This window comes from Candidatus Poriferisodalis sp., from assembly GCF_965214215.1.
Taxonomy (GTDB): Bacteria; Actinomycetota; Acidimicrobiia; order Acidimicrobiales; family Poriferisodalaceae; genus Poriferisodalis.
Window position 1 is genome coordinate 1,687,921 of record NZ_CBDCBD010000003.1, and the last position, 13,499, is coordinate 1,701,419.

A 13,499-nucleotide genomic window follows, 5' to 3' on the forward strand; every position below is an offset into this window, starting at 1 on the left:
CACTCGCATCGCGTCCCGGGCGGCGTCGCGAGGCCACGCCGGAGCTTCAGAGGTAGCCATGTCGGACATGCCGGATCGTGCATTGCTCGAATCCAAGGAGCGAGATGAGCTGCTGCAGATCGCCACGGCGCTGGGCGTCGCGGTAGCACCCCGGGCGCGCAAGAACACCATCATCAGCGCCATCTTGGCCCCCGAAGGCGCCGCCGGTGCCGGCGGGCAAGATGGCCAAGGCTCCGCTGCCGCCGAGACGGCGTCGCAGACACCTTCGGAGACCCCAGCGGTCACCAAGCGCACCCGCACGCCGTCGCCACCGGCCGACTCCGGACCCGCAGCCGGAGCGGATGCCACAGCCGAGTCAACGGTCACGACTGGCGACCGGGGAGCTGCAGCCGAAGACGGGTCCGCAGCGCGCGAGCAACAGGGTGCTTCCCGCTCGGAAACTTCGGGCTCGGATGTGCCGGTGGCCGAGGAAGGCAACCGTCGCAGCCGTCGCCGTGGCCGCGCACGCGACGACGCGCAGATCGTCGGCGAGACCGTCCATTGCGACGGCCTGCTCGATCTGCGAGATGAGGGCTACGGATTCCTCCGCACGAATGGCCCCTTGCCTTCGGCAGACGACGTCTATGTCGCAGCCCGTCAGGTGCGCCAGTACGACTTGCGCCGGGGAGACCGAATCACCGGCGTCAGCCGTCCAGCAGCGCGCAGCGAACGGAATCCTGCACTGCTGCGTCTCGACACGCTCAATGGCGAGCAGCCGCCTGATCAGCCGGATCGTCCGCTCTTCGAAGTCCTCACGCCCGTGCTGCCCACCGACGCCCTGCCGCTGGCCGGCGAGCAGGGCCCGGGCGCTCTTGCAGCTATCGACGAACACGCCCCGATCGGATTGGGCTCGCGCGGCCTGCTCACTGCGAGCGGGACACACTCGGCGTCGCCGCTGCTCTTGTCCATGGCCGCCGCCATCGGTGAACAGCACCCGGACATACACCTGATCGTTCTGCTCATCTCCGAGCGGCCCGAGGACGTCACCGAAATGACTCGCCGACTCGAGACCTCGGGCGAGGTACTGGCCTCGACATTCGATCGCCCGCCTGAGGAACACCTTGCCGTGGCCGAGCTCACGCTGGAACGCACCAAGCGCATGGCGGAGGCCGGAGACGATGTCGTCATCCTCTTCGACGGCTTGACGCGGCTCGCACGGGCGTATGCCGCTGGCGGGAACGGGAGGCACCAGCCGACCGACGCCGTGGGTGCGGCCATCAGCTCGACGCTGAGATTCTTCGGCGGTGCCCGCAATCTTGAAGACGCAGGTTCCATCACGATGGTGGCAACGGCGCGCACGTCGACGGGCTACCAAGTCGATGATCTCGTAGCAGGCCGCCTGCGCGAGGCAGCGAATCTCGAGATTGCGCTCGGCGCGGGACTGCCCGGCGTCGCCGAGCTGGAGGCTGGCGAAGTCTCCTTGGACGGCGACCTCAGCTTCAGCTTGGGCGAGCACCGCTGATCGTCGCTTGATGCGGGTGCGCCTGTCGCTGCCCGCTCTTAGGCTCATTGCCCCAGAGCCGTCGAATGAGTGCCTCCGAACCAGGGAACACGATGAAGAGCGACATCCATCCGAACTACCGGCCCGTGGTCTTCCGAGACGCCGGTGCCGACTTTGCCTTTCTCACCCAGTCCACGATCGAGACGAACGACACGATCGAGTGGAGCGACGGCAACACCTATCCGGTGGCCAATGTGGAGCTGTCCAGCGCCAGCCACCCGTTCTTCACCGGCCAGATGAAGATCGTCGACACGGCGGGCCGCGTGGAGCGCTTCGAGCGCCGCTACGGCCAGCGGAGGCGACGGAGCTGATCGGGCCGACGGTGCGGCGCGGCCGACGGGTGCTGCGAGCATCATCGATGAGCGAGCCACACCGTCCCGGTTCGCTGCACGCCTGAAGGCACCCGCTATGGCGCTCGACGCTGATCGCCTCCGGGCGCTTCACGCGGCCAAGCTGCGGGCACTGACCCGCGATGCGCTCGGGTTCGAACTGGGCGAGGTCTCGGGAACAGATGACGGCGCTCTGGCCGTCGTCACGGGCACCGAAACCACGGTCGTGTGCCTCGCGCAAGAACGCACCGAGCGAGCCCTTGGCGGCGCATTGGCGCTGGCGGTGCGCGCTGGTTGTGACAACGTCCATGTCTTCGCCGAGACCCACAGCGGCGTACTCGCCCGGCGGGCAGCCTGCTTCGAGCCCGCACCGGTCGTGTGGCAGATCGAAGGCGCCCATGCCACCGTTGCCGAGGCGGCGGCAAGGCCGACCGAGCCTCCACCGCCGCGTGTGCCCGAGCTGGTAGCGCTGCTCGGTGCTGCCGGCGTCGAGGTCACCGTCGAACACGGCGTGATCACCGGTGAGGTGGAAGGTCTCGAAGTGGCCCGCATCGTTGCCGCGGCCACAGGCGGCGACACAGCGCCGGGCGACGCAGCCCACGCGGGGGCGACAGACGAGGACTCGACGGAGTGGCAGGTCGAGGTGGGCGTCGGCGCCCACGATCGGGAGGCCTTCTCGTTGCTGCACGCAGACGAGCCGACGCCCGAAGCAATACGTCGAGTCGCCGAGGTCGTGCGGGCGCACCGCTCGCCCGGCGCGTCGCCCCACCCGCTCAATCGCTTATCGGCAGCCCGTTGGCTTCGCGCGTTCTTGATACGGCGTCCGGATCTCGTCGGCGCAGGCCGCCTGCGAGCGTCGTCGTCGCCGCTGCCTCGTGGAGGTCCCAAGGAACCGGCGCCTGCTGTGGCCTACGGCCTGACGCCCGACGGTCGCCGCCTGGTAGTGGTGGTGTGCGTCGGCATTGACCTGAATGTGGTGCCGTTCGCAGCCGACGCCCGGCTGTTCCTCGATCCTGACGCCGAACTGGTGGTTGCGCTGCCTCGACGTGACGCTCACGACGTCATCAGCAACATGTCGGCCAGACTTCGCAGGCCTGCGCAGATCGTCGAGGTTGACGATCGGTGGAGCGCCATCACCTCCTCGAACTCCTGATCCGCCCACTAGCCCCGCAGTTAGCCTGAACGCGTGTCGGGCACCTTCGAAGCCTTCGAATCCGAGCGGCTCGACGCGCTCGAGGCCGAGCGAACCGAGCTCGAGCGACAGCTGGGCGAAGGCGCTGCGGGGGGCGATCGCGCTCAATTCGCCGAACTCGGACGAAGGCTCGCTCGGATCGGCGAGATCATCGACGTGGCTCACCAGGCCCAAGAGGCGCTAGCTGACGCCGAAGCCGCCAAGGATCTCCTCGACACCAGCGATGGCGACGACGCAGCCGAGGTCTCCGAGATGTTGGAAGTCGCGACTGCGCGGGCGGCAGAGCTCGACGAGCAATTGAAGGTCTTGCTGCTGCCGCAAGACCCAAACGACGGGCGTGATGTCATCGTCGAGATCCAAGGGGCCGAGGGTGGTGAGGAAGCCAACATCTGGGCGCGAAACCTGTTCGAGATGTATCGGGCGTACGCGGCGGCACAATCCGGTTGGTCGCTGGAGCTGCTCGGCAGCCAGGACAGCGACATGGGCGGATTCACCAACGTGACGTTCGCTGTGCGCGGCCCGAATGTGTGGCGGCTCCTCAAGCACGAAGGCGGACCGCATCGAGTGCAGCGCGTGCCGGTGACCGAATCGCAGGGCCGTGTCCACACCTCCTCGGCGACGGTCAGCGTGTTGCCCGAAGCCGAAGAGGTCGACGTCGAGGTCGACCCGAACGATCTCGTGGTCGACACGTTCCGGTCATCGGGACCCGGTGGCCAGTCAGTCAACACCACCGATTCGGCCGTACGGGTCACCCACAAGCCAACCGGTGTCGTGGTGTCGATGCAGGATGAGAAGAGCCAGCTGCAGAACCGGGCTAAGGCGATGCGGGTGTTGCGCTCGCGGCTCTTGCAACTGCAGCAGGAGGCCCACGCAGCCGAAGTTGCGGCCCACAAGCGAGATCAGGTCCGGGGCGGCGGCCGCTCCGAGAAGATCCGCACCTACAACTTCAAGGAGAATCGGGTCACCGACCACCGGGTCGGCCTCACGATCTACAAGCTGGATCGCGTCCTCGCTGGCGAATTGGACGAGTTCATCGAGGCCCTCGCGAGCGCCGAGCGCACACAGCAGCTCGCTGCCGCCCTCGCCGGCGCCGGCGAGTGACGCGGCTGCTGGGCGAGTGGGACCGGATCCGGCCATGGCGGGCAAGGACGGGTTGACGCTGGGCGACCTGTACCGGGGGCTGCGTGAGCAGTTCGCAGCTGGCGGCGTGACCGAACCCGAGGTGAGCGCGCGCCGCATCGCGGCAGAGGCCAGCGGTGCCAGCGCCGCCGAGGTCGCCTTGGCACCGCCCACGCCGATGACGCTGCGCATGGTCGCCCACGCCGACGCAATGGCCGCCCGCCGCTTGGCGGGCGAGCCGTTGCAGTACGTGCTGGGCAGCTGGGGCTTCCGCAGGCTCGACCTCGCAGTCGATCAGCGGGCGCTCATCCCCCGCCCCGAGACCGAGGTGGTTGCCGGCATTGCCATCGACTGGCTCAAACGCACGGTGCGACGCCGACGCATCACCGAGGTGCACGTGGCCGATCTCGGCACGGGCTGCGGAGCGATTGCGTTGTCGATTGCGCACGAAGTTCCCCAGGCCCGCGTGTTCGCCACCGACCGTTCGGCCGATGCGCTGGCACTCGCGGGCGCCAACCTGGCCGGCCTGGGGAGTGCTGCAACCCGGGTCTCGCTGCATCAGGGAGATTGGTTCGACGCACTCGAGGGAACGCCCGATCCCGGCCTCGGTGAAGGTGAAGTGACGCCGCTGCGTGAGCGACTCGATGCGATCGTGGCGAACCCGCCATATGTGGCCAATGGCGATGTTCTCCCCGCCGAGATCGACCGCTGGGAGCCGAAAGCAGCCCTCTACGCGGGACCTGACGGGCTCAGTGCAGTGCGCACGATCGTGCGTGATGCCCGTGGCTGGCTGGTGCCCGGCGGTCTGCTGGTGCTGGAGATCGCATCGGATCATGGCTCAGCGGTCAAGGTCATGGCTGGCGCCCGCGGGTATGAGGGAGTGCGCATCGAGCCGGATCTCGCTGGCCATGATCGAGTGCTCGTTGCGGTTCGTCCGCACGACGAACCCGATGCCCACGTCATCGACCGGGCGGCCGATCATTTGCGAGCCGGCGAGTTCGTGGTCGCACCCACCGACACACTGTGCGGGATCATGGCTCCCTACGCAGATACCGATGCGGTCGCCCGCGTCTGCGAGGCGAAGGAACGTCCCCGCAGCGAGCCCATGCCCATCCTGGTGTCCGGGCTCGCCCAAGCCGACGAGCTGGTGGAGCTGAGCCCCGCCGCCCGTGCGCTGGCCCAGCAGCACTGGCCCGGCGGCCTGACGCTCGTCGCGAAACGCCGGGGCGGCCCCGATCCGCTGCACGGTCGTGAGACGCTGGGCGTGCGGGCGCCGGCGCTGGGCTGGCTGCGGTGGCTCATCGACGAGGTCGGACCGGTAACCGGCACCAGCGCCAACCGTCACGGCGCACAGACGCCGGCCAGCGCCGCAGAGGCGGCGGCGGGACTCGCCACGCGACCAGGTGAGATGTCCCGACTCGGTCGCGTCATTCACGGACAGGCGCCCGGCGGGGTCGCGTCGACGGTGGTCGACGTGACCGGGTCCCATCCCGTCGTGCTGCGTGTCGGTGCCGTGCCCGCTGAGCTGGTCGAATTCCCTCTGGACTAAAGCTGACTCGGGACTGAAGCTGAGCGGCGGCGCTGGGCCCCGCGCGGCCCAGCAGCCTGCGCCTCTTTCGCAACGGCGACCGGTTCGTGCATCTGCTGGGCGGCGACGGCTGCGAGACTGTCGCCGTGGATCACGGCAACTCGTCCGACCTGAACGACGCCGTCATTGCGCTCGCGGCAGACCATGCCGGGTGGGAGCTCAAGGACTGCTTGGCGCGGCATCTCGGCAACCGCGGGTACGAGGTGCTGGACCTCGGCACGAACGGCCCCGAATCGGTGGACTATCCCGACTTCGGCGCCGCCGTCGGCGAGGCGGTTGCCAGCGGCCGAGCAGAGCTCGGCGTAGCGGTGTGCGGCAGCGGCATCGGCATCGCGATGGCAGCGGGCAAGGTGGACGGGATACGAGCCGCCACGGTGCACGACCCGACCTCGGCTCGGTTGGCCCGCGAGCACAACGACGCCAACGTGATCTGTCTCGGTGCGCGCCTCATGGACCGCCCCGAGGCTGAAGCGACGCTCGATGCGTACCTCGCTGCGACCTTTGCAGGCGGGCGGCATCAGCGGCGCGTCGACAAGATCGACGCGCTAGGGCGGCGCTGCGGCCATCTCGGCGTCTGACATCTCACAGCTCCACGACGGCACACGTTCAGCACTGCAAGGAGGTGCTCTCCATGGCCCCAACCCAACCGATGACCGCGAGGTGGTCTCCCTTGGGCGATCCCGAGATCGACGCGGTGCTCGACGCCGAGCTCGACCGTCAGATGACCACGCTGCAGCTGATCGCGTCGGAGAACTTCGCGTCGCCGGCTGTCATGGCTGCGACCGGCAGCGTGCTCACCAACAAGTACAGCGAGGGCTACCCGCGCCGGCGTTACTACGGCGGCAACGTCAACGCCGACACCGCCGAGCAGCTGGCCATCGACCGGGTCAAGGCGCTGTTCGGCGCCGAGCATGCGAACGTGCAGCCCCATTCGGGCTCGCAGGCCAACGCCGCGGTGTACCTGGCGCTCCTCGATATCGGCGACACCGTGATGGGCATGAGCCTCGACCACGGCGGGCACCTCACCCACGGCTCGCCGGTGAATGCCAGCGGCAAGCTCTACAACTTCGTCAGTTACGGCTTGACCCGCAGCGACGAGCGGATCGACTACGAGGTCATGGCCGAGCTGGCCCGCGAGCAGCGGCCCAAGCTGATCGTGGCAGGCGCCACGGCCTATCCCCGCCGCATCGACCCAGCCCCGTTCAGGGAGATCTGCGACGAGATCGGCGCGGCCTTCATGTTCGACGCCGCCCACATCGCGGGGCTCATCGTGGGCGGAGTGCATCCGAATCCGGTGCCGTTCGCCGACATCGTCACGTTCACCACACACAAGACGATGCGCGGGCCGCGTGGCGGGACGATCCTGTGCACGCAGGAATACGCCAAGCGCATCGACTCCGCAGTGTTTCCCGGCAGTCAGGGCGGCCCGCTCGATCACGCAGTCGCTGCCAAAGCAGTCGGCTTTGCCGAGGCGGCTCGTCCCGAGTTTGCTACGTACCAAGAGCGCATCGTGGAAAACGCGGCTGCGTTGGCTGATGCGCTCGGTCATCACGGCTTCCGGCTGGTGTCGGGTGGCACCGACAACCACCTGCTGCTCATCGACCTGCGCACGTTCGACGCCGAGCTGACGGGCAAGGTGGCCCAAGAAGCGCTCGATGCGGCCGGGATCACGCTGAACCGCAACGCCATTCCTGACGATCCTCGTTCGCCGTTCGTGACCAGCGGCTTACGGATGGGCACCCCGTCGGTCACCACCCAAGGCATGGGACCTCACGAGATGGCGAAGATCGCCGAACTCACCGCACGAGTGCTGCGTACTCCCGAAGACGAAGCAGTCATCGCCGACGTCCGCGCCGAAGTAGCCGAACTCTGCGCCGCCTTCCCGCCCTACGACCGCTGAGTCAAGTTCTGGCGCGGTGCCGCCGGGGGCGCGAGAGGCGACGAGGACGCTGGGCGGCAGTGTCTTCTTTGTGTGGGTCAGGGTCCTAGCAGGGCGGCGGGCACTATGGCGATGCCGTCGCTGTCGCGGTAGGCCTGTTCGCCGGTGTTGACCACTACGGCGTCCAGCAGTGCGGGGCCCAGACGGTCGCGCAGCCACCGCAAAAGGCTACTTTTCCTCACGAACACTACAAATTCTCAGAAACGCTACTTTTGCTGCATCCTCTCGCCGGCCTGGGCCCGTTCGGTGCAGACTCGTGGTGCTGGGGCCGAAGAGACGGTCCATGCCCGCCGAGCTGTGCGCGGCGTTCCCGCCATATAGCCGCTGAATCGGGTTCTGTCGTGGTGCCGCTGGGACGCGGAGCCCTGCGCCGTGGGACTGTGCGGGGTACGGCTGTGGTGTCAGTCTTCGGGCTGTCGGTCGGCGTGGCTGTCGGCGAGGGCTTGGGCTTGTCGGTCGTGTTCGATGGTGCGCAGCAGGGATTGCACTGAGGAGCGCTTCCATTCGGTGTTGCCGGTGGGCGTGGTGATGCCGGCCTCGGTGAGCGCGGCGGCGATCTGGCCGTAGCTGCGGCCCTCTGCGCGCAGCTTTGCGGCGAGCGTCTTGGCGGCTTCGGACTGTCGGCTGGGTCGGCCGAGGCGGACGCCGCGCCGGCGGGCAATTTCGAGCGCTTCACGGGTGCGGGCGCTTGCCATTCTGGCTTCGAACTCCGAGAACAGGGCGCGGACCCCGATGTAGAGCACCCCACTGGGGTCTGCCAGTTCGACGGGAGCGTCGAGAGCTGCGAGTGTCCATCCCTCGGTTTGGGCGCGTTCGTAGAGCTGGAGCAGTTCGATCGCCGAGCGCGCCAGCCGGTCCGAGCGGGCGACCGCGAGCACGTCGAGTTCGCCGCGGGCGAGCCGGTCGAGTGCTCTGCGGAGCTCGGGCCTGCACCGGGTGGGGATCGTGCCAGAGATCGCATTGTCGGTGATGTAGTCGACCACTCTCCAGCCGCGTTGTCGCGCCTCGCGGTCGACTGCTTGGTGTTGGGCGTCGACGCCGAGACCTGACTGGGCCTGTGTGCCGGTGGATACCCGCGCGTATGAGATGACGCGAAGCATGTCAGTCATCGGCGCGTCGGTCCTCGGGCTCGCGAAGCTGCTAGTGAGACGCAGCTTCTAGGTGTACGGAAATCCTTCATAATCTATACAGCCGCGGGCGGCGTGTCAACAAGTCTGATCGGGCTGATTCGCCTGGCCCGCTGACAGGCCGCCGTGTCGGCTCGCGGGGGTCTGTGACCCGCATGAGTGCTGGCCTCGGGCTCTGTCAGCGGCCCGTGGGGCTTGCGCGTTCGCGCAGTGCCGCTCGACGGCGGTCGCTGCCGTTTGGGGGTGCACCGGAAATGAATGATTCGCGACCGAGGCCCCGCACCGGGGCCGCGCCGGCCCACCAGGCGGCATCAGTTGCATGGGTTCCCCCGGCGGGCCGGCAGGCCGCGGATCACGTTCGTCCTTCTCGCGACCGGAGACCTGCCCATGCCCAAAAGAACTCTCGCAGCACTGCTGGCGCTGCTCGTCGCTGCTTCCACGCTCGCCGTGGTCGCCCAGCCCGCAGCAGCGCACAGTCAGACCACGACCAAGCAGCGCTGCTCCTATGACCCCTTCGCAGGCCGCCAGTGCTGGACTGAGACCGTCACCGTCGCCCACACCCATACCTGCGCCACCGGCATGACCGGCACCTACCCGAACTGCTACCCGGCACCCTCTGACAACAGCCAGAACACGGGCGACGAAGAAGCCAAGAAACGGGCCGAGGAAGCTCGCAAGGCGGCCGAGGAAGAGGCCAAGCGCAAAGCCGAGGAAGAGGCCAAGAAGAAGGCCGAGGAAGAGGCCAAGAAGAAGGCCGAGACGGTCACTTGCACCGCCGGCCATCACCACTTCGGAAACGGCTGCCACATCCACGGGTTCACTCCGCCAGCCGACCAATGCGGCACCGGCAAGACCTGGGCTCCCCACGCGGGGCACACCCCCATACGGCTCCCCGCGTGCAAGACCACCGCGACGGCCGATCCCTGCGGCGACTACGCCGAGGACCTGATCGACGCACTCAACAGGCCCAACGCGGACGGCACCTACAACCTGCCCACGACACCGGCTCAGTGCAAACGCACTGTCGACCTGATCGACGCGCTCAAGAAGCTCCGGAAGCTCCAGAAGACGCTCGAGAACGCCGAAGATGCAATCGCCGCCAAGATCATCGCGGCGCTCCAGGCAGCGCAAGATGCGCCGACTCCCGGCGAAGCGGCCAACCAAGCGGCCATTGCGCTCGGCCGGGAACTCGCGAATGCCTGGGACGCGTCACCTGCCGAGGCCAAGGCGGCCATCATCACGGTGGCGGCGACCGCGGGATGCGCCGCCTTGGCATTGGCGGTAGCTAAGACGACCTTGGCCACAGCAGGCGGGGCAACCCCGGCATGGGTCTTGTGGCTCGCGTCGCCCACAGGCAAGTGGGTCGTGGGTACCACATGCGAGGCTGCTGTAGCTGCGGCCATCGTCTATGTCCAGCGCGCCAGCGACAGCGACGACAGCGACGAGAACGACGAGAACGACGTCAGCGACAGCGGCGACGAGAACGACGGCAGCTATGACCCCGACTCGGACGGTGACGGCAAGATCAGCACCAGCGAAATGAACGAGGTGGCGAGAAGGCACGCTGCCGGCGAGTTGACCGACGCAGAACGCGATCGCATAAAAGCGCAGTGGAAGTGCGACACTGGGCTACGGAGCTACTGCCAATGAACACCCCCGACTACCCTAGGAATATGGCCGCGAAACAGGCTCAGCGTGATGCTTGGACGATTGGCGGGTTTCCCGTCGTCGCCCTTCCGGTCATGTTCGCTGTTGGCATGGCGTCCTTTTACGTGATGGATGCTGGCGTTCACCCGCTGGTTGTGCTGGCCGTGGCTTTGACATTTTTTGTCGTGGCCAGTGTGGTGGGCACGAGGCGTCTGGTGCGCCGCCGTGAGGCGGCGAGGGATGCGGCGATCCGAGGCTGAGCGTCGGCGGGAGTAAGACGGCTGGGCCGGCGACGTGCTCGACCTCGGCGGCTGGCGGCTCGGCGCACCGGTGGCACCGGTGGCACCTCTAGTTTCGTCGCGGACTTCCTACTCGGCGACCGCTCACGCTCGTAGCCTGTTCGCGTGGCACGAGGAGCTGGCGGCGGCAACGGCAGCGAGGACGGTCTTGCAAAGGCCATCGAGATTGTCGTGACGCCGGCGATATTCGCGGCGGCAGGGTTCGGCTTGGACCGCTGGTTGGGCACTGGGCCATGGCTCGCGTTCAGCTTCGGCATGACTGCGTTCGTCGTGAAGCTGCTCGTCGAGTGGTATCGCTACGCCGAGCGGATGGGGGTCCATGAGCAGGAGTTGGCCGCAAGCCGGCCCTCGGAGCGGCGGGGCATCCAGCGCGACACTGACCTCGACGAGCCCGCATCGTTGCCGACCGGCGTGTCGCTCGACGCCGACTCATCCGTGCCCGACGGCATGGCGCCGACGCCTCAGCCAGTCGACGGCCCGACCGTACCCTCAGCGACCGCGCGACAGCACGCGTGAGGGCGGCGATGTCGAACGAGCGCGCCGAGGCCGACGACGGCGCGTTTCTCGCGTGCGACCACGCCCCTGAGCGCGACATCGCGTTCGACATGGCGCGTCGCAGCCTGTGGGTGTTTCCCGCTTGGATCGTCGTCAGCGGGTTCGTCTGGGGCATGGGCGGGGCGCTGTCGTCAGCGCTCGGATATGCGCTGGTCATCGGCAATCTCGCAGCGGCAGCTGCCTTGATGGCGTGGGGTGCGCGCACTTCCCCGGCCGCGCTCATGGGGGTCACGCTGGGCGGCTTCGTCGTGCGGCTCGCGGTGCTCGCCGGGATTGTTCTGCTGGCCGGTCAGCTCAGCTTCTTCGCACCTGTGCCCATCGCGATCACCATCCTCGCGAGCCATCTCGGTCTGCTTGTGTGGGAGATCCGATATGTTTCCCTGCGGCTCGCAGCCCCAGGCCTTGATCTCGAACGTCCCGGCAAGGAGCAGAAGTGAACCTGCTAGCGCTGACCTTCCCCGACATCGGGCACCTTTTGGAGTGGCCGAACATCCTGCCGGGGCTTGACGACTCGGTGTTCGCGCTGAACAAGGTCGGCATCATCTACCTGTTCGCCATGGTGGCGCCGGTGGTGATGTTCGCAATGGCCAAGCGTCGTTACGCACAGGCAGAGGTCATCACCGCCCCCCGCGGCATCCAGACGGTGGCCGAGACGTCGGTGACGTTCATCCGCGAGAACATCATCATGCAAACCATCGGACCAGACGGCCTGCGCTACCTGCCGTTCCTGATGACGCTGTTCCTGTTCATCTTCTTCTCGAACATCACCGAGGTGTTTCCGTTCATCCACTTCCCGGCCAACGCACGCATGGCGATGCCCGCGGTGCTCGCGGTGCTGGTGTGGCTGGTGTTTAACGCGGTCGGCATCAAGAACCACGGTCTGTTCGGCTACCTCAAGAGCGTCGTGATCCCGCCAGGGGTTCCCAAGGCCTTGCTGCCCTTGGTGGCCCTCATCGAGTTCGTCTCGACGTTTTTCGTCCGGCCGTTCTCTCTGGCGGTGCGGCTCTTTGCCAACATGCTCGCCGGCCATCTGCTGCTGGTCACCTTCGGGGTGCTCACAGCGGCGCTGTGGGACACGAGCCCGCTGTTCGCGATCGTGTGGGCACCGTTCGTGGTGCTCATCGGCTTGACCGGGTTCGAGATCCTCGTCGCGTTCCTGCAGGCATTCATCTTCACCATCCTCACGGCCGTCTACATCGGCGGTGCGTTGCACCCCGAGCACTAGGCCCGGCCCAGTCCAGATAGACCCGTCCTGACCGACTATCGGCCGCACAGCGCTCCGGCGCTTCGGTCCTGCCCCAAGATCCCGTACAACACAGGAGAAAACGAGTAATGGAATTGCTCGCACAAGCGGACAACGCACTCGACGGCCTCAAGGCGCTCGGCGCCGGTCTCGGCTATGGCCTCGCGGCCATCGGCCCGGGCGTCGGCATCGGCCTCGTCGTCGGCAACGCCATCACCGCTATGGCTCGCCAGCCCGAATCAGCAGGCATGGTCCGCACGACCATGTTCTTGGGCATCGCGTTCACCGAGGCCTTGGCCCTCATCGGTTTCGTGGTGTTCATCCTCCTCAACTTCGCGTAGGAGGCACAGATGAACTCTCTGGCAACCGGATTGCTGGCGGCGACCGAGGGCGAGGCCACGTCCAACCCGATCATCCCCGAGTGGAATGAGGTGATTTGGGGCACGGCGGCCTTTCTCATCCTGCTCGGGGTGATGTGGAAGCTGGCGCTGCCGCCTATTCGCCGAGCCATGGAAGCCCGCACCGAGCGCATCCAGGGAGACTTGGACTCGGCAGCGAGCGCTCGCAGCGAGGCCGAGGAGCTGCGTGCGTCCTACGACGCTCGACTCGCCGAGGCCAACGCCGAAGCAGCGCGCATCATCGAGGAGGCCCGCGCAGCCGCCGAGTCGGTCCGCCAGGAACGGCTCGCGGCTATCGAGCCCGAGATCGCTGAGCGCAGGGCCCAGGCCGAGGCAGACATCGAGGCTGCGCGAGCCCGGGCGATGGCCGAAGTGCGTGCCGACATCACGTCGATTGCCGTGGGCGCCGCCGAGCAGGTGGTGCGCGCCAGCATCGATGAAGCGGCTCACGCCCAGCTGATCGAGGACTACATCGCACGGGTGGGGAACTGAGCTTCCCGCCCATCGCCCGCACCGCCGATCC

At 67.4% G+C, this 13,499-nt stretch carries 15 protein-coding genes and 1 pseudogene; 14 read left to right on the forward strand and 2 right to left on the reverse strand.

The genetic code is table 11. The features are described 5' to 3' along the window. Positions 1-67: 67 nt before the first annotated feature. The 7 genes from ACOOF5_RS10025 (at position 68) to glyA (ending at position 7,668) form a co-directional block, all read left to right on the forward strand. Positions 68-1,501: a hypothetical protein gene (locus ACOOF5_RS10025; protein WP_420438711.1), complete on the forward strand. Its 1,434-nt coding sequence runs from the start codon at positions 68-70 to the stop codon at positions 1,499-1,501. 92 nt (positions 1,502-1,593) lie between these two features. After that, on the forward strand, positions 1,594-1,851 hold the full coding sequence (locus tag ACOOF5_RS10030; protein WP_420438713.1) for a type B 50S ribosomal protein L31: 258 nt from the start codon (positions 1,594-1,596) through the stop codon (positions 1,849-1,851). A gap of 97 nt (positions 1,852-1,948) precedes the next feature. Then, positions 1,949-3,022, forward strand: a complete 1,074-nt coding sequence (locus ACOOF5_RS10035; protein WP_420438715.1) for a hypothetical protein — start codon at positions 1,949-1,951, stop codon at positions 3,020-3,022. A gap of 33 nt (positions 3,023-3,055) precedes the next feature. After that, positions 3,056-4,162, forward strand: a complete 1,107-nt coding sequence (gene prfA / locus ACOOF5_RS10040) for a peptide chain release factor 1 (protein ID WP_420438717.1) — start codon at positions 3,056-3,058, stop codon at positions 4,160-4,162. A 34-nt stretch (positions 4,163-4,196) separates the two neighbouring features. Beyond that, positions 4,197-5,729, forward strand: coding sequence for a peptide chain release factor N(5)-glutamine methyltransferase (gene prmC / locus ACOOF5_RS10045; RefSeq protein WP_420438719.1), 1,533 nt, complete (start codon positions 4,197-4,199; stop codon positions 5,727-5,729). 149 nt (positions 5,730-5,878) lie between these two features. Further along, positions 5,879-6,346 carry a ribose 5-phosphate isomerase B gene (rpiB, locus tag ACOOF5_RS10050; RefSeq protein ID WP_420440941.1) on the forward strand — a complete coding sequence of 156 codons (468 nt, stop codon included), beginning with the start codon at positions 5,879-5,881 and terminating at the stop codon, positions 6,344-6,346. 53 nt (positions 6,347-6,399) lie between these two features. After that, positions 6,400-7,668 (forward strand): serine hydroxymethyltransferase, encoded by a 1,269-nt coding sequence (gene glyA / locus ACOOF5_RS10055; RefSeq protein WP_420438721.1) that lies wholly within the window; start codon positions 6,400-6,402, stop codon positions 7,666-7,668. A 77-nt stretch (positions 7,669-7,745) separates the two neighbouring features. On the opposite strand, the pseudogene ACOOF5_RS10060 reads toward glyA, so the two are convergent. After that, a pseudogene (locus tag ACOOF5_RS10060) lies at positions 7,746-7,871 on the reverse strand (AAA family ATPase); the annotation flags it as partial. A gap of 237 nt (positions 7,872-8,108) precedes the next feature. After that, on the reverse strand, positions 8,109-8,816 hold the full coding sequence (locus ACOOF5_RS10065) for a recombinase family protein (protein WP_420438723.1): 708 nt from the start codon (positions 8,814-8,816) through the stop codon (positions 8,109-8,111). 405 nt (positions 8,817-9,221) lie between these two features. On the opposite strand from ACOOF5_RS10065, the gene ACOOF5_RS10070 reads away from it, so the two are divergent. The 7 genes from ACOOF5_RS10070 (at position 9,222) to atpF (ending at position 13,468) form a co-directional block, all read left to right on the forward strand. Next, positions 9,222-10,484 (forward strand): hypothetical protein, encoded by a 1,263-nt coding sequence (locus ACOOF5_RS10070; RefSeq protein WP_420438725.1) that lies wholly within the window; start codon positions 9,222-9,224, stop codon positions 10,482-10,484. A gap of 23 nt (positions 10,485-10,507) precedes the next feature. Next, positions 10,508-10,741 (forward strand): hypothetical protein, encoded by a 234-nt coding sequence (locus ACOOF5_RS10075; protein ID WP_420438727.1) that lies wholly within the window; start codon positions 10,508-10,510, stop codon positions 10,739-10,741. Between the two features lie 144 nt (positions 10,742-10,885). Then, positions 10,886-11,296 carry a hypothetical protein gene (locus ACOOF5_RS10080; protein ID WP_420438729.1) on the forward strand — a complete coding sequence of 137 codons (411 nt, stop codon included), beginning with the start codon at positions 10,886-10,888 and terminating at the stop codon, positions 11,294-11,296. Between the two features lie 8 nt (positions 11,297-11,304). Then, positions 11,305-11,772 (forward strand): ATP synthase subunit I, encoded by a 468-nt coding sequence (locus ACOOF5_RS10085; protein ID WP_420438731.1) that lies wholly within the window; start codon positions 11,305-11,307, stop codon positions 11,770-11,772. Next, entirely contained in the window at positions 11,769-12,560 is a 792-nt protein-coding gene (atpB, locus tag ACOOF5_RS10090) for a F0F1 ATP synthase subunit A (RefSeq protein WP_420438733.1), read from the forward strand. The genes ACOOF5_RS10085 and atpB overlap by 4 nt, the downstream gene beginning before the upstream one ends. Positions 12,561-12,667: 107 nt before the next feature. Beyond that, the gene (atpE, locus tag ACOOF5_RS10095) at positions 12,668-12,919 is read left to right on the forward strand and encodes an ATP synthase F0 subunit C (protein WP_419554093.1); all 252 of its coding nucleotides are present in this window, start codon (positions 12,668-12,670) and stop codon (positions 12,917-12,919) included. 9 nt (positions 12,920-12,928) lie between these two features. After that, complete coding sequence (atpF, locus tag ACOOF5_RS10100) at positions 12,929-13,468, forward strand: F0F1 ATP synthase subunit B (protein WP_420438735.1); 540 nt, start codon at positions 12,929-12,931, stop codon at positions 13,466-13,468. The last annotated feature ends 31 nt before the right edge of the window (positions 13,469-13,499 follow it).